The organism is Flavobacterium sp. CG_9.10, assembly GCF_015752245.1.
In the GTDB taxonomy this organism is placed as follows: domain Bacteria; phylum Bacteroidota; class Bacteroidia; order Flavobacteriales; family Flavobacteriaceae; genus Flavobacterium.
In genome coordinates this window covers 1-24,788 of the sequence record NZ_JADOVD010000018.1, presented here as the reverse complement: position 1 = coordinate 24,788, position 24,788 = coordinate 1, and the positions used below count along the sequence as shown (strand labels likewise).

At 32.9% G+C, this 24,788-nt stretch carries 17 protein-coding genes; 3 read left to right on the top strand and 14 right to left on the bottom strand.

The genetic code is table 11. From position 1 onward, the window contains the following. Positions 1–72: 72 nt before the first annotated feature. The 11 genes from IWX84_RS13800 to IWX84_RS13750 all read right to left on the bottom strand — a co-directional run bounded on the left by IWX84_RS13800 (position 73) and on the right by IWX84_RS13750 (position 16,620). Entirely contained in the window at positions 73–1,326 is a 1,254-nt protein-coding gene (locus IWX84_RS13800; protein ID WP_196851342.1) for a nucleoside permease, read from the bottom strand. A 75-nt stretch (positions 1,327–1,401) separates the two neighbouring features. After that, positions 1,402–2,097 carry a (d)CMP kinase gene (gene cmk / locus IWX84_RS13795; RefSeq protein WP_196851341.1) on the bottom strand — a complete coding sequence of 232 codons (696 nt, stop codon included), beginning with the start codon at positions 2,095–2,097 and terminating at the stop codon, positions 1,402–1,404. 7 nt (positions 2,098–2,104) lie between these two features. Beyond that, complete coding sequence (gene porQ / locus IWX84_RS13790; RefSeq protein WP_196851340.1) at positions 2,105–3,124, bottom strand: type IX secretion system protein PorQ; 1,020 nt, start codon at positions 3,122–3,124, stop codon at positions 2,105–2,107. A gap of 179 nt (positions 3,125–3,303) precedes the next feature. Then, positions 3,304–5,754, bottom strand: a complete 2,451-nt coding sequence (gene lon, locus IWX84_RS13785) for an endopeptidase La (protein WP_196851339.1) — start codon at positions 5,752–5,754, stop codon at positions 3,304–3,306. Positions 5,755–6,046: 292 nt separating this feature from the next. Further along, positions 6,047–7,372 carry an MFS transporter gene (locus IWX84_RS13780; RefSeq protein WP_196851338.1) on the bottom strand — a complete coding sequence of 442 codons (1,326 nt, stop codon included), beginning with the start codon at positions 7,370–7,372 and terminating at the stop codon, positions 6,047–6,049. A gap of 222 nt (positions 7,373–7,594) precedes the next feature. Next, positions 7,595–8,410: a M48 family metallopeptidase gene (locus IWX84_RS13775; protein ID WP_196851337.1), complete on the bottom strand. Its 816-nt coding sequence runs from the start codon at positions 8,408–8,410 to the stop codon at positions 7,595–7,597. 88 nt (positions 8,411–8,498) lie between these two features. Further along, complete coding sequence (locus IWX84_RS13770; RefSeq protein WP_196851336.1) at positions 8,499–10,898, bottom strand: glycoside hydrolase family 31 protein; 2,400 nt, start codon at positions 10,896–10,898, stop codon at positions 8,499–8,501. A gap of 208 nt (positions 10,899–11,106) precedes the next feature. Next, positions 11,107–11,514 (bottom strand): GxxExxY protein, encoded by a 408-nt coding sequence (locus tag IWX84_RS13765; RefSeq protein ID WP_196851335.1) that lies wholly within the window; start codon positions 11,512–11,514, stop codon positions 11,107–11,109. Between the two features lie 227 nt (positions 11,515–11,741). Continuing rightward, positions 11,742–13,649, bottom strand: a complete 1,908-nt coding sequence (glgB, locus tag IWX84_RS13760; protein WP_196851334.1) for a 1,4-alpha-glucan branching protein GlgB — start codon at positions 13,647–13,649, stop codon at positions 11,742–11,744. Between the two features lie 272 nt (positions 13,650–13,921). Then, positions 13,922–15,202: a glucose-1-phosphate adenylyltransferase gene (locus IWX84_RS13755; RefSeq protein ID WP_196851333.1), complete on the bottom strand. Its 1,281-nt coding sequence runs from the start codon at positions 15,200–15,202 to the stop codon at positions 13,922–13,924. Next, on the bottom strand, positions 15,199–16,620 hold the full coding sequence (locus tag IWX84_RS13750) for a glycogen synthase (protein ID WP_196851332.1): 1,422 nt from the start codon (positions 16,618–16,620) through the stop codon (positions 15,199–15,201). Before IWX84_RS13750 ends, IWX84_RS13755 begins: the two co-directional genes overlap by 4 nt. A 185-nt stretch (positions 16,621–16,805) precedes the next feature. On the opposite strand from IWX84_RS13750, the gene IWX84_RS13745 reads away from it, so the two are divergent. From IWX84_RS13745 to IWX84_RS13735, 3 genes are all read left to right on the top strand, one after another. Continuing rightward, on the top strand, positions 16,806–17,672 hold the full coding sequence (locus IWX84_RS13745) for an alpha/beta fold hydrolase (RefSeq protein WP_196851331.1): 867 nt from the start codon (positions 16,806–16,808) through the stop codon (positions 17,670–17,672). 92 nt (positions 17,673–17,764) lie between these two features. Beyond that, positions 17,765–18,157, top strand: a complete 393-nt coding sequence (gene msrB / locus IWX84_RS13740; protein WP_196851330.1) for a peptide-methionine (R)-S-oxide reductase MsrB — start codon at positions 17,765–17,767, stop codon at positions 18,155–18,157. A 3-nt stretch (positions 18,158–18,160) separates the two neighbouring features. Further along, a complete protein-coding gene (locus tag IWX84_RS13735; protein ID WP_196851329.1) occupies positions 18,161–18,805 on the top strand; it encodes an endonuclease III domain-containing protein in 645 nt (214 codons plus the stop codon). Positions 18,806–18,853: 48 nt separating this feature from the next. Here the strand turns inward: IWX84_RS13735 and IWX84_RS13730 are convergent, their stop codons facing one another. From IWX84_RS13730 to IWX84_RS13720, 3 genes are all read right to left on the bottom strand, one after another. Continuing rightward, positions 18,854–20,470, bottom strand: coding sequence for an amidase (locus IWX84_RS13730; protein WP_196851328.1), 1,617 nt, complete (start codon positions 20,468–20,470; stop codon positions 18,854–18,856). A gap of 205 nt (positions 20,471–20,675) precedes the next feature. Beyond that, complete coding sequence (locus IWX84_RS13725) at positions 20,676–21,113, bottom strand: hypothetical protein (RefSeq protein WP_196851327.1); 438 nt, start codon at positions 21,111–21,113, stop codon at positions 20,676–20,678. Between the two features lie 270 nt (positions 21,114–21,383). Continuing rightward, complete coding sequence (locus tag IWX84_RS13720) at positions 21,384–24,380, bottom strand: histidine kinase (RefSeq protein ID WP_196851326.1); 2,997 nt, start codon at positions 24,378–24,380, stop codon at positions 21,384–21,386. Positions 24,381–24,788: the final 408 nt, after the last annotated feature.

Here is a 24,788-nt window from a genome sequence, read left to right as displayed (position 1 = left end):
GTATTTATAAACATAAAAAAAAACCGATAACTATTTTTCAGTTATCGGTTTCTATTTATTATCTGCCGCTTTTTAGTGACTCACTTTAGAAACATCTTCTGGATAATGCTTGTGCTTGAACAAAACAGCAAAAGCAACCGCGATAATCAAAGCATATCCCGCAAACGAAAGCCAAATGTTATGCCAATCCCTAACACCATCATGCGTGAAAAATTTATCGATTACAATTCCACTAACTATTCCTCCAAAGAAAGCGCCAAAACCATTAGACATCATCATAAATAATCCTTGAGCACTAGAACGAATTCTAGAGTCGGTAGTGGTTTCAATAAATAATGAACCTGAAATATTGAAAAAATCAAATGCCATTCCATAAACAACACATGACATAACGATCATCCATAGCCCATCAGCTGGATTTCCATAAGCAAACAATCCAAAACGTAAAACCCATGCCAACATTGAAATCAGCATTACTTGTTTAATTCCAAATCTTTTTAAGAAAAATGGAATGGCCAAAATGAACAAGGTTTCCGAAATTTGAGAAATAGACATGATAATTGTAGAATATTTTACCACAAAAGAATCCGCATATTGAGGAACATTTGCAAATTCAGATAAATAAGTATCACCGTACATATTTGTCAGTTGTAACGCACCGCCCAAAAACATAGAAAAAATGAAAAACAATGCCATTTTATAGGTTCCAAACAACTTAAATGCATCCAACCCTAATTTTTTAGCAAAAGTAGAATCCTCGGCAATTAATTTTTGTGGTGGACATTTTGGTAATGCAAAGGAATAAATACCTAAAACGAAAGACGCAAAGGCTGAAATATAGAACATATTAGCCGATGCTTTATTTCCAGATAAATTAGTAATCCACATCGCAACAATAAAACCAATTGTTCCCCAAACCCGAATAGGAGGAAAAACTTTCACTACATCAAAATCATTGTTTTTCAATATGTTATAAGCAACTGAATTTGACAAAGAAATTGTAGGCATATAGCACAGCATTGCTAAAAATATTACCCAATAAAAAGTGGTAGGATTTTCCACTTGCGGAATATAACAGATCGCTAATCCACCTAAGATATGTAGTATTCCATATAATTTCTCGGCATTGATCCATCTGTCAGCTATAATCCCAGTAATTGCAGGCATTATTATCGAAGAAATCCCAAGAGTTGAAAAAACGGCTCCAAATTCGGCTCCACTCCATTGTTTTGTACCAAACCAATAATTTCCAACAGTAATCAACCACGCTCCCCAAACAAAGAATTGAAGAAAACTCATTACCGTCAATTTATTTTTAATCCCCATAAGATGAATTGTATTTTATATTTTTAAAAAATAACAAAGCGTAAATCTAATATTAAAAAAGAGATTTGCAAATATTTATAGCGTTTTAGTAATTTCATTTACTAAATCTAAAACAACTTGAAACTGTTCTTCACGACTGAGATGTGAATTATCAATTTCAATCGCATCATCCACTTTTACTAAAGGTGAATCAACTCTATGAGTATCAATGTAATCGCGTTCTTCCACATTTTTCAAAACTGCTTCATAAGACACATCATCTCCTTTTTGTTGCAATTCGTCAAAACGTCTTTGCGCTCTTGTAGCTGCGCTTGCAGTCATAAAGATTTTAAGTTCTGCATCAGGAAAAACTACAGTCCCTATATCTCTGCCGTCCATAACAATCGCTTTATCTTTTCCCATTTCCTTTTGTTGCTCCACTAATTTGGTTCGAACCTCAGAAACTTCGGCTACTTTGCTTACAAAATTTGAAACTTCGATTTTTCGAATGGCTGTTTCTACATTGACATCGTTTAAATACATTTCGGCAAAACCCAAATCAGGATTAAATTTAAAGTGTAATTTTATGAATGGTAAACTATTTATTAATGATTCTTTGTCAAAAGAATCAGGATTTATGTATCCGTTTTGCATCGCAAAAAACGTCACGGCACGATACATAGCTCCCGTATCTACATATACATACCCTAAATGCTTAGCCAGCTGTTTTGCTAAAGTACTTTTTCCAGTCGACGAGAATCCATCTATTGCAATCGTAATTTTTTTATCCAAAATGTTATTATTGTAAGTTAATAGTTAATCCAAATAAACTCGTATTTCCTGCTGATGTATATCTCGAATAAGAATAATTAAATTTTAATTTATTCATTTTAAGTCCAAAACCAACCGAAATTCCAGAGAAATTCCGTTGATCTACAATCCTTAATTCTTCTGCCCTGCGAAAATTATATCCCAATCGGAGATTGAATGCTTTTTTAGGAAAAAGTTCAACCCCTACAATTACATGACGCAAACCATTATTTAGTACTGAAACTTTTTCGTTACTTGAACTTCCATCGATTGATCCTTGAGCTCTTTCCGGATTAGAAAAGGAAATATTCCATTGTTGCAAATTCTCTAAAGTAAGATGCCAGCGAATGGGCACATTAGATAATTCCTGTGAAACGCCAGCTATAATTTCTAATGGTAATTTTTCATTTGTACCCGAATAAGTGGTGAATTGGGTTCCAATATTTCGAATTACCAAACCCCAATTCACATCATTTCTTTCATCGATGAAAAGTGCGCCTAAATCAATCGCGCCTCCAAGAGAATTATAACTCTCTAAAGTTGAAGAAATCAATTTTGCATTAGCGCCAAGATGAATAGTAGTATTTGGAATGTTATACGCATAGCCAAGGGAAAGGGCAATTTCACTTCCAGTAAATTCTGATGTAGGCTGACCATTTTCATCGTAACCTTCAAAATTTCCATAATTTACGTAATTTACGCCTGCTTGAAAAGTTTGCAAATGGCGATCGTAAGTGTAAGCATAAGAAGCTGTTCCATAAGTAACTTCTTTATAATAGCTCCCATAATTTAAAGCCAGATGATTGTCCATCTCTACATTTAATGTTGCAGGATTAAAATTAACCTGATTCACATCGTCATCATATATGGTAATAACTTTTCCTCCTAAAGCTGCTTGTCTTGGCGAGGTAACCAAATTTAAAAACTGATAAATATGCTTCCCTCCTATTTGACTGTGGGACACAGAACAAACCGAAAAAAAAGAGAATAATAAAAGTTTTTTGAGCATGCTTTAAATGGCTGTTGATGTATAGTAAAACGCAAATGCGAAGATAAAATTATAATCATATATATCTCATATTTCCTTTCGAAGTTTCGACGCAAATTCGAAATAAAACAAAAATTCCAAGATTAAAACTTAAAGAATTAAGCAATAATCTTGGAATTTAATTTAAATAAAAAAATATCTTACAAAACTTTTGCGTTTTTAACTTTTTGGTCAGTCAAAGCAAATTTCAAAACATCACTCATTTCCCTAACATAATGAAAAGTAAGTCCTTCAAGATATTCCGGTTTTATTTCATCAATATCACTTTTATTATCCTGACATAAAATAATTTCTTTTATCTTCGCTCTTTTTGCTGCCAAAATCTTTTCCTTCAGTCCTCCAACAGGCAATACTTTTCCTCTTAGGGTAATTTCTCCTGTCATTGCTAGATTTTTCTTCACTCTCTTTTGTGTTAAAAGAGAAACCAAAGAAGTCAACATGGCAATTCCAGCACTAGGACCATCTTTTGGAGTAGCTCCTTCGGGAACGTGCAAGTGAATATTATATTTTGATAGCAATTCTGAATCTAGACCTAAAAGAGCCGTATTGGCTTTAATATATTCCAAAGCAATTGTTGCCGACTCTTTCATTACAGTTCCCAAATTCCCAGTAATGGTCATTCCTCCTTTTCCTGGAGAAAGTAAAGATTCTATAAAAAGAATATCACCGCCAACAGACGTCCAAGCCAAACCTGTAACTACGCCAGCAACATCATTATTTTCATATTTATCACGTTCTAATCTAGGAACACCAAGGGTTTTAATAATATCTTGATCCGTAACTTTCTTGTTGTACTCCTCTTCCATTGCAACTGATTTAGCTGCATTACGAATCACTTGAGCAATTTTTGCTTCTAAGCCACGAACCCCAGATTCACGCGTATATCCTTCCACAATTTTTTCTAATTGTTTTTTTCCAATAGTCAAATCTTTCGAAGTCAAACCGTGTTCTTTCAATTGTCTTGGAAATAAATGCTGACGCGAAATTTCTACTTTTTCTTCAATAGTATATCCTGACATTTGTATAATTTCCATTCTGTCTTTCAAAGCAGGCTGAATCGTAGCCATATTATTAGAAGTAGCAATAAACATGACTTTTGACAAATCATATCCCATTTCCAAGAAATTATCATAAAACGAATTATTTTGTTCTGGATCTAAAACTTCCAGTAAAGCAGAAGATGGATCACCATGACTACCATTTGACAGTTTATCTATTTCATCTAAAACAAAAACAGGATTTGATGTCCCAGCTTTTTTCAAACTTTGAATTATTCGGCCAGGCATTGCACCGATATAGGTTTTTCTGTGTCCTCGTATTTCCGCTTCATCACGCAAACCACCAAGCGAAATTCGAACATATTTTCTGCCTAATGCCTCTGCAATTGATCGTCCGATAGAGGTTTTTCCAACTCCCGGAGGTCCTGTCAAACAAATAATTGGGGATTTCATATCATTTCGCAATTTTAAAACTGCCAAATGCTCTATCATTCTTTTCTTTACATCTTCAAGACCAAAATGATCTCTATCTAATATTTTTTGCGCTCGTTTTAAATCGAAGTTGTCTTTTGAAAACTCATTCCACGGCAAATCTAAAAACAATTCTAAATAGTTTCTTTGAATTCCAAAATCAGGTGCTTGAGGATTCATTTTACGCATTTTAGCTAATTCTTTCCCGAAATGTTTTTGCGTTTTTTCGTCCCATTTTTTTGATTTGGCCTTCAAACTCATTTCATCCATTTCCTCTTCCTGAGAAACGCCACCCAATTCTTCTTGAATGGTTTTCATTTGTTGGTGAAGGAAATATTCGCGTTGTTGTTGATCTAAATCAAAACGAACTTTAGATTGAATATCGTTTTTTAATTCGAGTTTTTGCAACTCAATATTCATATAACGCAATGTCTCTAATGCTCTTAATTTCAATTCATTAATTGCCAGTAAGTCTTGTTTTTCCTTGACAGATAAATTCATGTTTGAAGTAACAAAATTGATCAAAAACGATTGGCTTTCAATATTTTTGATTGCAAATGTTGCTTCCGTTGGAATATTTGGACTTTCTTTAATTATTTGAATAGCAAGTTCCTTAACCGAATCAAGAATTGCAACAAACTCCGTGTCGTGTTTAGCAGGTCTTTTTTCAGCAATTTCTTTAATATTTGCAACTATATAAGGGGCTTCCGAAACAACGTTGTCAATTTCAAATCGTTTTTTTCCTTGAAGAATAACCGTTACGTTTCCATCGGGCATTTTTAAAACACGAAGAATTCTTGCTACAGTTCCTACTTTATGGATATCTTCTGTCGTGGGATCTTCGTCTTCCTCATTTTTTTGAGCAACAACACCAATGACTTTACCAGCAGCATTTGCATCATTAATTAATTTTATGGATTTGTCTCTTCCAGCCGTAATTGGTATTACCACTCCAGGAAACAAAACCATATTTCGAAGAGGCAAAATAGCTAATGATTCGGGCAATGCTTCATTGTTCATCTCCTCCTCATCTTCACGAGTCAATAATGGTATTAAATCTGCTTCAGTATCAAATTCTTGAAGTGACAGATTGTCAATTGTAAGTATTTTATGATTTGACATATATTTATTTAAGTCTTTTTGTCATTAAAAATTTTCATTTGTCAAGCAAATATAAGCTATCATACTATTAATTTAAATAAAATCGTTGTATGACAATAATAATTTGTACAACCCTAAAAGAGACAATCATTGTGCCAAAGTGAAAGTAAAATTAATTCCATTTCTTACAAATAAAGAAAAATTTAGGAATCAGCACTTAAGGAAATACTGCAATATAAAATGCAAAAACCGGAGTACTCATTTGTATTTAAAATCAGCGCAAAACTAATTAGTGCTAATTTTTGATGGGCCATTAATTTAGAACACCTTTTTTTGGAACTCTTTTTAATAGTATAATACCAATAACAAAAAATACTCCAAGAAATACAACTGCAAATCTAGGGCTTCCAGTAATTTGATCTATGATTCCGTAAACTAGCATCCCTATTACGATTCCAATTTTTTCAGCTACATCATAAAAACTAAAAAATGAAGCCGTATCTTCCGTTTCAGGTAATAGTTTGGAATAGGTTGAGCGTGATAAAGCTTGAATTCCACCCATTATAAATCCTGCTAATCCTGCCATAGCATAAAAATGTATCGGTAAAGTAATAAAGAAAACAATTACACAAAACACTACCCAAATACAGTTAATTACGATCAAAGTTGGAATATTTCCGAATTTTTCTGAAGCTCTTGAAGTTAGAACAGCACCAACAACAGCAACTAGTTGTATTACTAAAATACAAATAATTAACCCCATTGTGCTTTCAGCTTTTGAGGTCCAAGCAATTTCTTGAGCTCCAAAATAAGTAGCAACAAGCATTACAGTTTGTACGGCCATACTATAAACAAAGAAACTCCCTAAATAACGTTTTAATGGAATATTCTCTTTCAATAAAAACCAGACTTTTTTCAACTCTCTAAAACCATTAAATACAACATGATGTGTCACTTTACGATTGGCATTTTTATTGCCTTTAGGCAAAAAATAATAAGAATACTGACTGAATAATATCCACCAAACTCCTACCATAACAAACGAATATCTCATGGCTTTCATGGCAGCTTCACCTTCGGAGCCTGTAATTCCAAAAAGTTTTGGCTTCATGATCATCGCTAAATTGATAATCAATAAAATGACACTTCCGATATATCCTAATGAATATCCTTTGGCGCTAATTTTATCTTGTTGCTCTACATAAGCTATGTCTGGCAAATAGGAATTGTAAAATACTAAACTTCCCCAATAACCAATAAGTCCTAAGAAATAAAATGCCAATCCCATATATATATTTTCGAGATTGAACCAATATAATCCCATACATGATAAGGCTCCCATGTAGCAAAAGAATTTCATAAATAATTTTTTATTTCCCACATAATCGGCAATACCAGACAATAAAGGGGAAATAAAAGCTACCAATAAAAATGCTAAAGCGGTTACAAAGCTTATTAAAGCTGAATTTTTGAGATGCAAACCAAAAACATCAATGTAATGATCACGTTCTGCAAATAAAGCTTCATAAAAAATTGGAAATACTGCCGAGGCAATGGTAAGCGTATAAACTGAATTTGCCCAATCATAAAAAGCCCAAGCGTTTAATAATTTTTTACTGCCTTTTGGTAGGTTTGCCATATTATCATTTTTTATGCTACGAATTTATTTGTTTTTTGCGTAGAATTTCAAAAAATAGCACTAAATCGTACATTAATATTTCGTTAAGGAGATATCGGCTCTCCTCTTTTAATTAAATGCAAAAAAAAAGCTATTCTCGAAAGAATAGCTTGAATAGATATGAAAATTAATTTATTTGCAAATGTTTAAAAAAAAATTTACAATGAATTTAAAAAAATAAAATTATCTACGAATAATTCCAACTTTCGCAGCTGTTGCTCGAGCTTCCGGAATTAATGCTTTTAAATTTGCGATCCTAGTGGCATCTGCAGGGTGAGTACTAAGAAATTCTGGTGGCGATTGACCCTTTGACTGCGCTGCCATTCTTTGCCAAAAAACAATAGCATCATCTGGATTATAACCCGCAATTGCCATAAGAGTAAGACCAATTTTATCAGCTTCACTTTCATGACTTCTGCTAAAAGGAAGCATTACTCCCACTTGAGAACCTAATCCATAATATTGTTGCCACATTTGTTGTTTTTCAGCGCTTTGACTACCGCTTGCAACTGCTACTCCTACTGCGCCTAATTGTTGTAATTGACCCGCACTCATACGTTGCGCTCCATGATTTGCTAATGCATGTGAAACTTCATGTCCTAAAACGGTAGCTAAACCAGAATCATCTTTCGTGATAGGTAAAATTCCCGAGTAAACCACAATCTTTCCACCAGGCATACACCAAGCATTCACTTCTTTATTATCAACCAATTTATATTCCCAACGATAATCGTTTAGATATTGTGTTTGTCCTAAATAAGTTAAATATTTTTCTGATGCCATTTTAATTCTTGTTCCTACTGTTTCAACTCTTCTTGCATCAGCAGTTCCTTCTATGACTTTATTTGCCTTTAAAAAAGTTCCATATTGTTGAAATGATGATGGAAACAATTCACTATTTGAAACAAAGTTCAAACTCTTTTTTCCTGTAATTGGATTAGTGGCACAAGAATAAACTAACCCTAATGCACAAATTCCTAATAATATATGTTTTTTCATAATTTTAAGTTTTATTATTACACAAAAATACAAATAGTTATCAATTATTCTCTTACATAATTACATTCAAAAGTATCAACTTTTTTGGTTATTCCCCAATTATATGTAACTCGGTAAATTCCTTATCTACGATTAAATAATTATCCTCTTCAAAAGATTTTTGATCAAATGAAATTTTTACGTTGTCAACTTCGATTGTATTTATTGTAAAAGGCAATCCTATTAAATTTATTTTATATTTAGAATATGGTGTATCATATTTCCCCTCTTTATGCAACTGAATGATTAACTCTTTCTCTTTTCCGGTTGTTTGAAATGATAAAAAGCTATATCTGCCTTTTTTATAATCATAGCCATCTTGAGCATCCTCATAAACTACTGATTTTTCTTTACCTTCTTTGTAATAAATTTCCAAAGTCAATTCGTCAAATTCTAACTCACCTACATATTGCTGTACAGGATATTTAGGAATAACCGAGCCAGCTTTCACAAAAAGTGGTATTTGATCAAATTTAGTATCCACCCAAATTTCTTTCCCTCCTTTAATTTCCTCGTTTGTCCAATAATTATACCAATGTCCTCGAGGTATATACATCCTTCTACCTAAAGAGTTTGGTTCAAGAATAGGGCAAACTAAAATTTGATTACCAAACACAAATTCGTCATTTCTATAATGCGTCTGAATATCTTCCTGATCATAATATACCAAAGGTTTTAGCATAGGTATTCCTTCTTCAATATACTGCCAAAACATTGTATATAAATAGGGTAATAATTGGTATCGTAGATTGACGAATTTTCTAGTAATATCAATCACTTCTTCGTCAAAAGCCCAAGGCTCTTGATCGCCATGATCACCAGAAGAGTGAGTTCTACAAAAGGGATGAAAAACGCCTAATTGAATCCAACGTGCATATAATTCACCTGAAGGTTGTTCCGCAAATCCACCAATATCTGAACCAGTGAAACCCATTCCTGAAATAGACATTCGTTGCACTTGGATATTCGCTATCCATAAATGTTCCCAAGTTGCAACGTTATCTCCAGTCCAAGAAGAGGTGTAACGTTGTGCACCGGAATAAGCAGATCTAGTTATAATAAAAGGCCTTTTCGGGTAAGCAAATCTTTTTACACCATGATACGTGGCTCTTGCCATTTGTGTTCCATAGATATTATGGGCTTTTCTATGACTGCAAGGATTTCCATCGTAATCATGACGTACGTCCATTGGGAATGTTTTATTGGGAACTTCCATGACGGCAGGTTCGTTCATGTCATTCCACACCCCTTTTACACCAATGTCTGAAATTAATTCTTTAAATAATCCTGCCCACCATTCTCTAACTGCAGGGTTTGTATAATCGGGAAAGTTACATTCCCCAGGCCATACTTTTCCTTTCATATAAGGACCATCCGCTCTTTTACAGAAATAATCTTTTTCTAAAGCTTCTTTATATACGGAATATTCTTTGTCAATTTTTATACCCGGGTCAATGATTACAACTGTTTTGAAACCATCTTCGGCTAGTTCAGCCACCATTCTTTTCGGATCAGGAAAATATTCTTTGTTCCAAGTGAAACAGCGAAAACCTTCCATATAATCAATATCCAAATAAATCGCATCACAAGGAATTTTCAATTCTCGGAATTTGGCCGTTACTTCTTTTACATTACTTTCGGGATAGTAACTCCATTTACATTGGTGATATCCTAGCGCCCATAAAGGTGGTAATTCCGGTTTACCAGTTAAATCAGTATAAGTCGTGACTACATCCTGCATTTGAGGACCATAAATGAAATAGTAATTCATCTCTCCACCTTCTGCCCAAAAACTGGTTACATTTCTTCTTTCATGACAAAAATCAAAATAAGTTCTAAATGTATTATCAAAGAAAATTCCGTAAGACTGCTTATTTTGTAATCCAATGTAAAAAGGGACTACTTTATACAAGGGTTCTTGGTCTTTTTGAAAAGCATATTGGTCAGTAGCAAAATTCTCCAATCTTTTTCCTTTCAAATTCAACTGTGTAGCTTTATCGCCAAGTCCATAAAAGCATTCTCCATCTTTGGAAGCTTTACTCATTTTGACGATATTACCTCCATATTCGTAGCTTTCCTCCCAATGAAAACCTAATTCATCTTCTAAAATTATATTTTCATTCAAATCAAAAATAGATAATCTCATATCTGCTTTTTGAATTCTACATTGTACTTTGCTTGTTTTTATCTGGTAATAATCAGCAACTTCAGAAACTTCAAGAAAATTATATCCATGAGAATGGCTTTTATCAATAGCATAGGAAAAATCATTGCTGAAATATCCTTTTGTTGTAAATCTAAAACGAATTAAACTATCTCTTAATACGGTTACTTTTAGTATAACACTATTATCAGTATGGAAACTTATTGAATCAACTTCATGCTCAAAAGAGACTATTTTTGTAGGATATAAATCTCCTTTATATTCTAATTCTGTGTTTGTAATCATTTTCTGTGGAATTTTTTTTTATTCAAAATTGGGTTTTCAAAAATACAAAATTACTTCGTAAGCCTATGTATATCTGATGTTTATTAACGAAAACGTTGTAGTTACCTGACAATGAGATCTAGAGATTAAGAGCTATTCTTATGTTTTATAAAAAACAAATTTAAGTATTAGAGGGGGTTCGAATTCTGGCTTCATTTTTTACTTTTGTTTACGGCAATTGGCTGTAATATTCATTTAGAAATACAAATTTTCCTTCTGACATTATATTTTTTACATTAAAGTTTACAAGAATTCCTTTTGGCGCTTTTGCGATTTTCATTTGACTAATTAGTTTAGTTTTGAAATAAGGAATAATCTCCTGAACGGCTTTTAATTCTAGCATAATACAATCTTCCACAAACAAATCGCATCTAAAATCAGTTGTTAAATTTAAATCTTTATAATTAAAATCAAACGAAGCTTCAGAAGTGAAATTAATATTCCTCAATCTTAATTCGTGGGCCAAACATTTATGATAAATACTTTCTATCAAACCAGGACCAATATTTTTGTGAACTTCAATTATTGAAGCAAAAATTTCATAACTTAAATCATTTACAAATTCTTTTGTAACCATATGATTATCATTTTTCTATTCGTTTTTCAACAATGAAATTTAAAGATTTATTTTTTTAACACAGAGTTAAAGAGATTAAGAGCAAATGTTATTAAAAATCTTTGAATTAGTATAGAATTTATGGACTGGGTAGATTGTTTGTTTACAAAAAAAGCTCATATTGTCACGAATGCCTCTTAATCTCTAATTCTCTTTGTTAAAAAATAGTCTGTTTTTGTTTAAGCAATTTATGAAATTTTAAAAACGATAACACTCAAAGGCGACAATAGCAATTCAGATGAATAATCTCTTCCGTCATAAGGCATTGCTTCAATTGCTATTCTTTTAGGATTTGCTACTCCACTTCCGCCATAAATTTTAGCGTCACTATTAAAAATCTCTGTTAGTTTTCCTTTTCTTGGTAGGCCAATGCGATAATTTGGACGAACAATTTGTGTAAAATTGCAAACTACAATAACATCTTCTTTTTGGTTGTTTCCTTTTCGAATGAATGACATTACCGCATTTTGATGATCGGAATAATTAATCCATTCAAAACCTTCAGGACTAAATTGTTTTTCATACAATGCAGGTTGTGTTTTGTATAAATGGTTCAAATCAGTAATCAATTTTTTTACGCCTTCATGATACGGATATTCAAATAAATGCCAATCCAGACTTCCTTCAAAATTCCACTCTCTGCTTTGCCCAAATTCACAACCCATAAACAAAAGCTTTGTTCCAGGATGCATAAACATATAACCGTACAATAATCGTAGGTTTGCAAATTTCTGCCATTCGTCACCCGGCATTCTGCCGGCAATAGATTTCTTTCCATACACCACTTCGTCATGGGAAAGCGGTAACATGAAATTTTCAGAAAACGTGTAGGTCATAGAGAAAGTCAAATCATTTTGATGGTATTTTCTGTAAACAGTATCTTTTTGAAAATATTCCAAAGTATCGTGCATCCAACCCATCATCCATTTCATACCAAATCCAAGTCCCCCAACAGATGTTGGTCTCGAAACCATAGGGAAAGAGGTACTTTCTTCAGCAATAGTCTGAACGCCTTCAAAATTAGAATAAACGGCTTCATTAAATTCTTTCAAAAAACTTATCGTATCAAGATTCTCTCTACCTCCGTAAATATTAGGCTCCCATTCCCCTTCATTTCTGGAATAATCTAAATACAACATCGAGGCAACGGCATCAACACGAAGTGCATCAGCATGATAATGTTGCAACCAAAAAAGTGCATTACTGATTAAGAACGAGCGAACTTCGTTTCGTCCATAATTAAAAACTAAACTTTTCCAATCTGGATGATATCCTTTTCTGCGATCCGGATGTTCAAATAGATTTGATCCGTCAAAAAAACCTAAACCATGAGCATCATCAGGAAAATGAGAAGGAACCCAATCCAGAATCACTCCAATTCCTGCTTCATGCAATTTATCAACCAAAAACATAAATTCTTGTGGGTTTCCAAAACGAGATGTTGGTGCAAAATACCCGACTAATTGATATCCCCAAGACGGATCATAAGGATACTCCATGATAGGCATGAACTCTACGTGAGTAAAGCCCGTTTCTTTTATATAATTTACCAAATCTTCGGCAAATTCAAGATACGTCAAAAAACGATTGTCTCCAGCATGACGCTTCCATGAACCTAAATGTACTTCATAAACAGAATAAGGCTTGTCTAAACCATTATGATTTTGACGCGTTTCCATCCATTTTTTATCTTTCCATTTATAATCTAAATCCCAAACTACTGAAGCAGTGTGTGGTGGTTTTTCACAATAAAAAGCAAAAGGATCCGCTTTCTCTGTGATAATTCCGCCGTTATTAGATTGTATCATGTACTTATAGGTTGTACCTTTTTCGATATTTGGAATAAAACCTTCCCAAATCCCTGAAGAATCCCAACGAACTTGCAACGGATGTTCCCCTTGTGTCCAAAAATTAAAGTCCCCGACTACAGAAACCGAGTGAGCCGTGGGCGCCCAAACTGCAAAATATACACCTTTAACACCATCAATTTCAATAAGATGCGCACCTAGTTTTTCATAAAGCCGGAAATGCTTCCCCGCTTTAAATAAATCGATATCAAAATCAGTAAAAAGGGAATGCGAGATAACTTTACTCATATAATAATCTTCTAGTTCTATTTTATTAAAAACAGAACATTAGTTTTAAGAAAAAACAGTTTATTTCTCTACCCATTGGGTGCAATTAGTATTTGGTGTTAATTTTTCGTCAGCTCGAGTGATTTTCTTCCCTAAGCTTCGGGAAGAATATTGTATCGAGAACAAGAAAAATTTTTATTAAAAACGGTTCTCGATACATTTTTTGTTTCATTTTATTACACAAAAACACTCGAACTGACGTTTTTAATACTTACACCCTCCGGGTTATTACTCTACTTTATTATATAATTATCAGGTATCACTGCGCCTTTTTTAATAACAACGATTCCATCTTTAATAGCATATAATTCATTTGAAAAATCTTCTAAATGAGAACCACCATTGATGTAAACATCATCTCCGATTCTACAATTCTTATCTACAATCGCATTATTGATAAAGCATCTTTCACCAATTCCCACTAATTGATTGCCGTTTTTAATGTCTTCATTCATGTCATCAATACTTTGATAGAAGTCATTTCCCATAACATAACAATTCTGAATTATGGTTCCATCACCAATTCTGGATCGAATACCAATTACAGAATGACCAATCTCTTTGGCATTCAAAATACAACCTTCAGAAATTAATGATTTATCAACCATAGTATTTTGAAATTTTGATGGAGGCAGTAATCTTGGTCTGGTAAAAATCTTATTATCGTTATCAAATAAATTAAACTTAGGTAAGTCTTCGGTCAATCCAATATTAGCTTCAAAAAAAGAGTCAATATTCCCAATGTCTGTCCAATATCCTTCATATTGATAGCTCAAAATCTTTTTATGCCCAACAGCCTGCGGAATAATTTCTTTACCAAAATCTTTCGTGTCTTTATTAGACATAATATCAATCAACAATTTTCTGTTGAATATATAAATGCCCATGGACGCCAAATAATTTTTCCCTTCGCTCTTCATTTGATCACTTACGTCAGATTCCCAATCTGGTAATAATTCCTTAGCTGGTTTTTCAATAAAGGATTCTATACAATTTTCCGAATTTGTTTTTAAAATTCCAAATTCCGGAGCATCTTTTGCATTAACTGGCAAGGTTGCAATAGTAATATCGGCTTCCCTTTTAATATGTTCTTCAACCATATCATTAAAATCCATTTGATACAATTGATCTCCTGAAAGAATTAATGCATAATCAAAATCATGATTTAAAAAATGCGGCATACATTGTCTTACAGCATCCGCGGTACCTTGAAACCACGTAGGATTATCAGGCGTTTGTTCCGCCGCAAGAATATCAACAAAAGCATGACTAAAAATACTAAAGTTATAGGTGTTTTTTATGTGAGCGTTTAAGGAAGCCGAATTAAATTGCGTCAATACAAACATTCTGTATATATCTGAATTCATGCAATTCGAAATTGGAATATCAACCAATCTATATTTCCCTCCTATTGGCACAGCCGGTTTTGACCTGCTTTCCGTTAATGGATATAATCTAGACCCTTGTCCTCCACCTAAAATAATTGCAATAACATTTTTCTTTTTAGCTTTCATTTTTTACTCATTATTAAATTATATGTGTCTATGTATTCTTGGCAAACACTTCCCCAAGAGTGATCTGTGTTCATGCCTATTTCTCTAATTTTATTAAAACTTTTTTTGTCCTGAAATAAATCAACGGCTCTTTGTATTGAATAACAAATGTCGCCAACACTAGCCTGATCATGGCATATTCCATTTCCTCCATCTCCAAAATCAATTACAGTATCTTTCAATCCGCCTGTCCTTCTAACAATAGGAATTGTTCCGTAGCGTAGCGAATACATTTGGTTTAATCCACAGGGTTCAACTCTGGAAGGCATTAGTAAAAAATCAGAACCGGCATAAATCAAATGTGCTAACTCTTCATTATAACCAATAAAAGTATTGTAGTTCCCTTTATAATCTGATAATAAATTATTCAATTGTTTTTCTATAACTGGGTTTCCTGAACCTAAAATCAAAATGTTGATTTCCCCAAAATTCTCAGACAAAGCAAGTGCTGAAGCATGAGGCAATAGGTCTCCTCCTTTTTCTTCTAATAATCGTCCAATGAAACTAAAAAGTGGTTTACTTGGGTCTAAATTGAAAAGGTTGCACAATTTTTCTTTATTTTCCTGTTTCCCTTTTTCGAAATTTTTAATCGAATAATTTTTTTCCAACATGGCATCATTTGAAGGATCCCAAACTTCTACATCGATTCCGTTTAATATTCCTTTTGACTTATAGCGCACCAGATTAAATAAAGATTCTAATCCATTTGCCGAATAATTTATTTCATTCAAATAGTTAGGAGAAACTGTCGTCACGGCCCAAGCACATTTAATGGCTACTGCCAATGAATTGATACAATTATCCCACTCTAAAACTTTGACATGCGATAAATCAAATTTTGGTAAATAAAACAATTTATCGAATCCAAACTGCCCTTGATACAACCCATTGTGAATCGTAATCATGGACGGTGTATCCTGTAATTTTTCATATTTATCACAATACAACATCATAAATGGAATTAATCCAGTATGATGATCATGACAATTAATTACATCTGGAATCTGATTTCTTCCTATTATCCAATCTAAAGTGGCAATTTGGAAAGACAAGAAACGTTCAATATCATCTTCATAACCATAAACTTCTTTTCTATCAAATAAATCTGGCATTTCAACCAAATACAGTTCAAATTCCAATTTATCCGTTTTCTCTTTAAGAATATTGAAGGGAAAATTGAAATTTCCTAATTTTACATGGCCCCAATGCACGCATTCAAATTCATTTTCTTTCCTGAATTTAGTGTCGTAACAAGGCATCACGACTCTCACTTTGTGTCCGGCAATGCTTTGATACTTTGGCAATGCGCCAACTACATCCGCTAAGCCACCTACTTTTGCTACAGGATAACATTCTGCACTAATATGAAATATTTCCATTTCTGATTTTTTTTTCAATAATTATAGCTGAGACAATACTAGATTTTATTACAGCGTATTTGCTTTATTTACTTTTAAGTAATTGCTAATAATTCATTAAATTTTTAGAAAAAATACTACTTTTATGTTTTTCTAAATTTAGTGAAAAATTTATAAACTTATAACGCTGTTGAAAATTTATTGTAATGACAAAAAAAACTTCTATTCATACACAATCATTGAAAATTCCTAGATTAATAATACTAACCAGTAAATTTTTCTCTTTTATTTCTCCAAAACTAGTTACGCTATTCGCCGCAAAATTATTTACCACGCCTATAAAACATAAAATTCCTAAAAGAGAATTAGAAATGGACCGTAAAAGCATTCAAAAATTGATTCTTATTCCTACAATTAAAAAAAAGGTAATCGTTTATAATTATGGTAAAAGTGAAAAGAAAATTTTATTAGTTCACGGCTGGTCAGGCCGAGGTACTCAATTATTCAAAATAGCAGATGAAATGCTTAAAGCCGGTTATTCGACTATTAGTTTTGACGCACCGGCACACGGCAAATCTCCCGGAAAAACTACCATTATGGTGGATTTTATTGCCACTATTTTAGAAATAGACAAACAATTTGGCCCTTTCGAAGCTGCTGTTGGTCATTCATTAGGCGGAATGTCAATTTTGAATGCTATAAAAAAAGGACTTAAAGTAGAACATGCCGTAGTTATTGGAAGCGGAGATATCGTACAAGATATTATGGATGATTTTGTGGCGAAATTAGAACTGAAACCAAATATTAGCACTCTTTTACGGTTGCATTTCGAAAAAAAATATAAGGAAGATATGAATAGTTATTCGGCTTATTTGGCAGCTGCAGAAACTGCCGTCCCCGTTTTGGTAATTCATGATAAAAATGATCCTGACGTTGCTGTAAAAGCTGGAATCCACATTCACAAACACTTAAAAAATGGAGAGCTAATGTTAACCGAAGGATTAGGACATCGCAAGATTCTGGGTAACCAAAAAGTAATTGAAAAGACAGTGCAATTCATTCAGAATAAATAACTGGTTTACAACAATATAAATCAAAAATTTTATAATTTTATCAGCTAGAGATAAAAAATAAATAATAATAATTTTTACTAAAATTAATAACGATGAAATATCCCATAGAAAAATCAGAAGATCAGTGGAAAGAAGAATTAGGTGCGGAGCGTTACCGTATTCTTCGCCAAAAAGGAACCGAATACCCACACACTGGCAAGTACAACCTTACTTTCGAAAAAGGCACCTATTGTTGTGGCGCCTGCGGAGAACCTTTATTTGAAAGCAATTCTAAGTTTGACGCGCATTGCGGTTGGCCATCATTCGATGAATCAATTCCCGGAAAAGTAGAATACATCTCGGACGTCACTCATGGAATGAAACGCACCGAAATTTTATGCGCAAATTGCGGTAGCCATTTGGGTCATGTATTTGATGATGGACCTACTAAAACAGGACAACGCTATTGTGTAAATTCCTTATCCGTAGATTTTAAAGAAAAATAAAAGATGTCTTTATCAGAAAAGTCAAATGATTGGGCGCAAAAATTGGAACCTATTCTGAAAAAATACAAAGGACGAAAACATCCACTGGATTACCACAATTTATACCAATTTGTGGTAATGATTGTTTTATCTGCCCAAGATTCGGATGCAAAAATTAATTTAATTGCACCTAATTTATTTAAAGCTTTTCCAAATATGGAAAGTTTAGCTGTTTCGAATGTGGAAGCAGTGATTCCTTATATCTCTAAAATTAGAAACTTTGGTACGAAAGCCAGTTGGATATTAGAAATTGCAAAAACCGTCCAAAAAGACAAGAATATTCCCCTCACAATGGACGATTTGACAGCGCTAAAAGGAATTGGAAGAAAATCGGCCAATGTCATTATGCGAGAAGCAAAAGTTCCTGCAGAAGGAATCATAACCGATTTACATGTGATCCGCGTCGCTCCAAGAATTGGATTAATCCCTGAAACCAAAGACGGTATCAAAGCCGAAAAACAACTCATGCAAATATTTCCTAAAGAAATTTGGGGTGAAATTGGGATGTCAATCTCTTTTTTGGGAAGAGAAATTTGCAGACCACAACCCAAATGTCCGGAATGTCCAATTAACGCCATTTGTGTCTTTTATAAAAAAATACAAGGGTAAAAAGTGAGCCACTCATTTACCCTTATAAATATTTTCAACCGTAATATTTTATAAAAAAGAAGTTTTAAGCACCGGTTTTAAACGTTTTTTGGATGCTTGTTCATAAGCATAACCCAACCCAATTAATTCTCCTTCCATATAAGGAGTTCCAAAAAAAGACAAACCAACGGGTAAATCATAAGCCTGCCCGCAAGGAACTGTAATATGAGGATAACCACTCGCGGCGGCCGGTGTTGTTAATGAATATCCCCAACGGTCACCATAAATAGTATCAATACTGCATGCTGGTCCCATTGTAATTCCACAAATGGCATCTAATTGATGTTCTTTGAAAACAGCGTTCAAAACCTTTTTACTGCCTTCAAAACTTTTGGCCAAAGCATCTAAATATTTTGGGTCATTCAACCCTTGTTTAGCATTTGAACTTTCTAAAGTTTCCTGTCTAAAATAGGGCATTGCTTTATCTTCATTAGTATTGTTGTAATCAATTACTTCTTTCAAAGTCTTTACTTTTGCATTGGATTTAGCCAAATAATTATTCAATCCATCTTTAAATTCATACTGCAAAACTTCAAATTCGGCTTGACCAAAAGCATTAATTTTATCCAAATAGTCAATTTCGATAATGACAGCACCTTGTTTTTTGAGAAGCTTGATGGCACCGTCTAAAACTTCATTAATGATTTTATTATTCCCTTGAGGTTTTTTCTCAATTCCAATGCGTTTGCCTTTCAAAGCATTAACATCTAAAAAAGTCGTATAATCCTTTTGAGCCTTTCCCTTGCTTTCAAGCGTTACAGCATCTTCTGGGTCAACAGCTGCCAATGCACTTAATAAAATAGCAGCATCACTTACAGTCCTTGCCATAGGACCCGCTGTATCTTGCGTTTTTGAAATAGGAATAATTCCGGATCTGCTTACTAAACCTACAGTAGGTTTAATCCCTACGACACCATTAACTGAAGCTGGACACACAATAGAGCCATCAGTCTCTGTTCCAACGGCTGCAGCGCAGAGATTTGCGGACACTGCCACTCCTGAACCAGCACTCGAACCGCAGGGACTATGATCTAAAATATAAGGATTTTTTGTTTGACCGCCTCTGCTGCTCCATCCGGAAGAGGATTGGGTAGAACGAAAATTTGCCCATTCGCTTAAATTGGTTTTACCAATGATTACGGCACCAGCCTCTCTGAGCTTTTTAACTATAAAAGCATCTTTTGAAGCAATATTACCAACCATTGCTAATGAACCGGCAGTAGTTTGCATTTTATCAGCAGTATCGATATTGTCTTTTATCAGAATTGGAATTCCATGTAAAATCCCTCTAATTCTACCTGCTTTCATGTCAGAATCCAATGCTTTTGCAATAGACAACCCATCTGGATTTAATTCTATAATCGAATTTAGTTTTGGACCTTTTTTATCAATGGCCTCTATTCGATCTAAATACATTTGTACTAATTGCTCTGAACTGTACTTTCCCGAAGCTAACTTTTCTCTTAAATTACTGATAGTTTCTTCTTCTAATTCAAATGCTTCAACGGAATCATCTGTAGCCTCTTGTTTTTCATTTTTCTTTGTATCAACACAACTCGAAATCAAAAGTGTACTCAAGCCTGCAGATGCTAACGTTGCAGTGGTCAAAAAGGTTCTCCTTTTCATAGGTTAAGTGGTTTATTTTGGTAAAATAGATTCCTCTAAAGTACTTTATATAAACCAATTGTTCAACTATGTTAATAAATTATTATTTAAGAGCTTGATTTGGCCAACAAGGTGGGTTGTAAAGAAAAATGAGTTCAGATTTAAATATAAATTATACCGTATAGATTCAAATAATCTTTTAAGACCAGATTTGAATGCTACAATTTCAAAACCATTTCACAATTCTTTCAATCCCATCATCAGCTTTTTTTAAATTGGATAGTGCTAATTTCAGATCAATTCCATGAGTTACGATATTGTCCTTATTACGCAACCAATCTTCCATTTTTCGCTTTCCCTTAGATTTGTTAATGGAGGTACGAGTTACAGCAACGTTTTCCACACAGTTAGCAACTAAGGCTATTTGTTCATCAGTTAGGATTGATTTATACCTTGTGTGAATTTCTTCCGATGATCGAATGTGTTCATAATCGTATGCATCGCCGCCTATAAGTTCTTTTCCTGTGTAAGCGTCATAAAAATGTGCTTGGCTCAATCCTTTGGATTCTCCATTTAATAAAGCCTTAACATGCATAGCTGCTTTAACTCGGGTAAAAACTCGATCTATTTCTACTCTGCTATACGGTCGGTTTGGGTCTAACATATTTTTAAAATTCAATAGGTCTAACATAAAAAATTTGAAATAGCTTGTGTCAATTTTTTAAAATTTTACACGAGTGAAATTTGATGTTTCTAAATTTATAAGCCAAACATATAGCTATTCGAAAGAGATTCTTTACGGAAAACCGTAAATGAGCTGTTTTTTTTAAAAAATATTTATAATTTTGTTAAATATTCTTGAATTATTAAAAGAATGAAAACGAAAAAGCCCTTACCTAGTGATAAGAGCTTTTAAAAATTAGAATTTTGACTATTAAAAAAACAATTGGATGGTAACCGTAGTTCCGTCATTTTCCGTAAACTGAATATGGATCGGGTCAACATTAGAAGGCTGCAATAAAATGATTCGCTCTCGAGCTAATGCAATTCCTCTTGAAACATGAAATTTAGATTGTTTATGAGCATTTAATCCTTTTCCATTATCAATTATTTTGCATTCTAAAACTTTCTCGTTAACCATTTCAAAAGAAATTTTCAGTTTTGGCGATGGATGTGATTCATCAAAAGCGTGAACAAAAACATTTTCTACAAAAGGCTGAATTAGCATGGGAGGAATTTCTAATACTGTATCATCAATTGAAGGATCTAAATAAATTTCACTTACAACACGATCCTTAAATCGCATGTTTTCAATATATATATAACTTTCTAAATACTCTACTTCATCTTCAATTGTGATGGTCTGTTTTGGTGAATTTTTCAAAGTTTTTCGCATCAATCCGGCAAATTCACTAATATATAATGTTGAATTGTGCTCATCATTAGCACCAACATAATCTTGAATAGAATTTAAAGCATTATAAATAAAATGAGGATTCATCTGGTTAGACAAGGCTTCAAACTTAGCTTCAGTTATTTGTTTTTCTTTACTAGCTTTATCTCTGGCAATATTCTTTTTTCGGTTAATGATATATAATACAATACCCGAAATAAATAAAATTATTAGACATATAAACCACCAAGTAAACCAAAATGGCGGCTCCACACAAATATCCAACAGTTTAAAAATATTGGATTTTCCAGCGTTAGAATCAAAAACTTCTATTTCTACTGCATAATCCCCAAAAGGCAAATAAGGTAAAAATAAGTTTGCTTTATCACTGTAAGGACTCCATCGATTTGTAGACTTCAAGCGATAACGGAATTTTAATTTCTCCGGAAAAGGATGTCCCTTTGGAATAAAATCAATAGAAAAAGAATTCTGTTGATAATCACGGACTAATTTACTTGAAGCATACTTGAACCATTTGTAATTTGATTGATCGACGAGAATGTTATTTACCGCTATCTTCGTTATATCTAAACCCGAAACGGTAATTTGCTCCTTTAAAAGTTTATCTAAATCAACAGTATAAAAACCATTTTTCGTCCCTAACGACAACTGATTGTCAAAAATTTGAGAGGTTGTAAAATTACAATCTTTTAAGCCTTGCTCTTGGTCGATCAATCGAAATTTACCATTTAGGTAAATGTTAATTCCTTTTTCAGTTCCTATAAGAATACAATCTTTGTAAGCTTCTAGGAAAAGAATGGTTTTACCAACGAGTTTATTTTTAGAAATCGTTTTTAAAACTTTAAAAGTATTAGTGTCCTCGATAATAAATACATTTCCAAATTCAGCAGCTAAAATAAGTTGGCCTTTATCATTTACAGTGATATGCTTAAACTTATTTTCTTTCCAAATACCATCAGCTAAATACGATTGAAATTGATTGTTATGATATACATACAAACCATTAAAAACCGACAAAAGATACGTTTTGTCCTTATTATTTAATATTTGTACAATATATTGTGGTGTATTTTTTTCAAATTTTGAATAATTTGTACTTTTAAGTTTATAAATATCATCATATACTCGAACACCTGCATAAGTAATGGTTTCAATAAATTTATCGTTCGAAGAAAATCCAAATTTTAGACTATGTTTAGGTACGTAATTGATGATTTTTCCTAAAGAATTAATTTCAAATATTCCAATATTGCTGCCAATCCAGAATGAATTTTTATGTTTAACCATCTCATAAAATACAATTCCGTCCTCTTTAATATTAAAATTCAGTTCAAAATCTCTCGATTCAACTCCTTGTCTGTTTACAATATTACTTCCTTTGTTTAAATAGGCTAGTTCAACCTTTTTAAAATCAGAAAGTGAAATCTTTTTTATTATTTCCTTGTTAGATTCTAAAATAGTTACTCCCTTGTTGTGTAAAATAAATTTTCGTTTATCAAAATTTTCAAAATCAATAATTGAATTTCCATCAAATGGAGAATAATCGATCATTTTATCCAATCGAACCTGATAGATTCCTTTGTCGTTCGAACCAACATATAGAATGTCCTTTGTTTTATCATAAACAACATTGAGTAAGACTTTTGAATCTATTCCATACTGCGCTGAAACATCAGTCATTTTGTCATCCACAATGCGATAAAGCCCACCATCGGGGTTATAAACTCCCCAAGCAGCTGCAAAAATGGAATTTCTTTTATCGTTGGCAAATTGCCAAACCATAGACTTTCCAAATTTAGAAGAAGTACATTTTGCTTTTTTAATATCTAAAATATTAAATTTATCTATATAACCTGCATTAGCACTATATAAACTTGAACCAAAAAGTCCTAAGCAGTAAGTGTTTTTATGTAAAATGACGGGAATTATTTTGGGATACTTATCTGATTCATCTATTTTATATAAACCGTCAAAAATAGAAGTAAAATAAACTTCACCATCATATTCAAAAAATGAAATACATATAAAATCCTCTTTATGTGAAGGCATTTTTGGCGTTACAACTTTATTGGTATTGATATCAATTATAGAAACGCCTTGTTCTGTGCCAACATACATTTTATTTTTGTAAGGAAAAACTTTTCGTGTTTTATTGGCGAGTAAGCCTTCTTTGGTTGTGAAAACCGTAAATTTATCGCCATTAAATTTACTAACTCCGCCGCCATAACTGGCAAACCACATATTCCCATTAGTATCTTGAGAGATATCCCAACAACTGTTGTGTCCTAAACCATCTGACTCGTCCAAGTTAATAAATGCTCCATTTTCCTTTCTTGAAACTCCATTTTCAGTTCCAATCCATAAAACATTTTTTGAATCTAAAAATAATGATCGAACGGCATTATTTGGTAACCCATCTTTAGTCGAATAATTACGAGAAGGTAAATATTGTCCAATGAGTAAGCAAGGAAAGAAGATTAAACAAAAGCAACTGATTAATTTTTTTAGTTGTTGCATGTAAAAATATTTTTGTTAAAAAATATTTCACAAACAAATACTGTCCGAGGGGAAATCATTTTTAATAAATACATATAGAAAGTAAAACCCATTATGAAATCATTAATTAATTCACTTTGCTTGACACATTTATTATTTAAAAAATTATATGATATTCGAATTACATTAACTGTAATACTCTTTATTAAAAAATTAGATTCCATTACTATATTATGTATTTAAAAGCGAAAATAGCATTTACTAATGGTGATTCCTATAATAATTCATAATAAATCTAAAAATAAAAATGGTTTAAAAACAAAAAACCCCGTTGGTTAGAACGGGGTTTTTAAAGAATCTGAAACGAGTTCAGATTAAAGAAAGGCGACGACATACTCTCCCACATAACTGCAGTACCATCTGCGCAGG

Bases quoted from the DNA above. Each gene is read 5' to 3' on its own strand.
- IWX84_RS13800 (WP_196851342.1), bottom strand. From the start codon at position 1,326: ATGGGGATTAAAAATAAATTGACGGTAATGAGTTTTCTTCAATTCTTT.
- IWX84_RS13730 (WP_196851328.1), bottom strand. From the start codon at position 20,470: ATGAAAAGGAGAACCTTTTTGACCACTGCAACGTTAGCATCTGCAGGC.
- lon (WP_196851339.1), bottom strand. From the start codon at position 5,754: ATGTCAAATCATAAAATACTTACAATTGACAATCTGTCACTTCAAGAA.
- IWX84_RS13725 (WP_196851327.1), bottom strand. From the start codon at position 21,113: ATGTTAGACCCAAACCGACCGTATAGCAGAGTAGAAATAGATCGAGTT.
- IWX84_RS13770 (WP_196851336.1), bottom strand. From the start codon at position 10,898: ATGATTACAAACACAGAATTAGAATATAAAGGAGATTTATATCCTACA.
- IWX84_RS13775 (WP_196851337.1), bottom strand. From the start codon at position 8,410: ATGAAAAAACATATATTATTAGGAATTTGTGCATTAGGGTTAGTTTAT.
- IWX84_RS13765 (WP_196851335.1), bottom strand. From the start codon at position 11,514: ATGGTTACAAAAGAATTTGTAAATGATTTAAGTTATGAAATTTTTGCT.
- IWX84_RS13755 (WP_196851333.1), bottom strand. From the start codon at position 15,202: ATGAAAGCTAAAAAGAAAAATGTTATTGCAATTATTTTAGGTGGAGGA.
- glgB (WP_196851334.1), bottom strand. From the start codon at position 13,649: ATGAGTAAAGTTATCTCGCATTCCCTTTTTACTGATTTTGATATCGAT.
- IWX84_RS13720 (WP_196851326.1), bottom strand. From the start codon at position 24,380: ATGCAACAACTAAAAAAATTAATCAGTTGCTTTTGTTTAATCTTCTTT.
- IWX84_RS13780 (WP_196851338.1), bottom strand. From the start codon at position 7,372: ATGGCAAACCTACCAAAAGGCAGTAAAAAATTATTAAACGCTTGGGCT.
- IWX84_RS13750 (WP_196851332.1), bottom strand. From the start codon at position 16,620: ATGGAAATATTTCATATTAGTGCAGAATGTTATCCTGTAGCAAAAGTA.
- msrB (WP_196851330.1), top strand. From the start codon at position 17,765: ATGAAATATCCCATAGAAAAATCAGAAGATCAGTGGAAAGAAGAATTA.
- IWX84_RS13735 (WP_196851329.1), top strand. From the start codon at position 18,161: ATGTCTTTATCAGAAAAGTCAAATGATTGGGCGCAAAAATTGGAACCT.
- porQ (WP_196851340.1), bottom strand. From the start codon at position 3,124: ATGCTCAAAAAACTTTTATTATTCTCTTTTTTTTCGGTTTGTTCTGTG.
- IWX84_RS13745 (WP_196851331.1), top strand. From the start codon at position 16,806: ATGACAAAAAAAACTTCTATTCATACACAATCATTGAAAATTCCTAGA.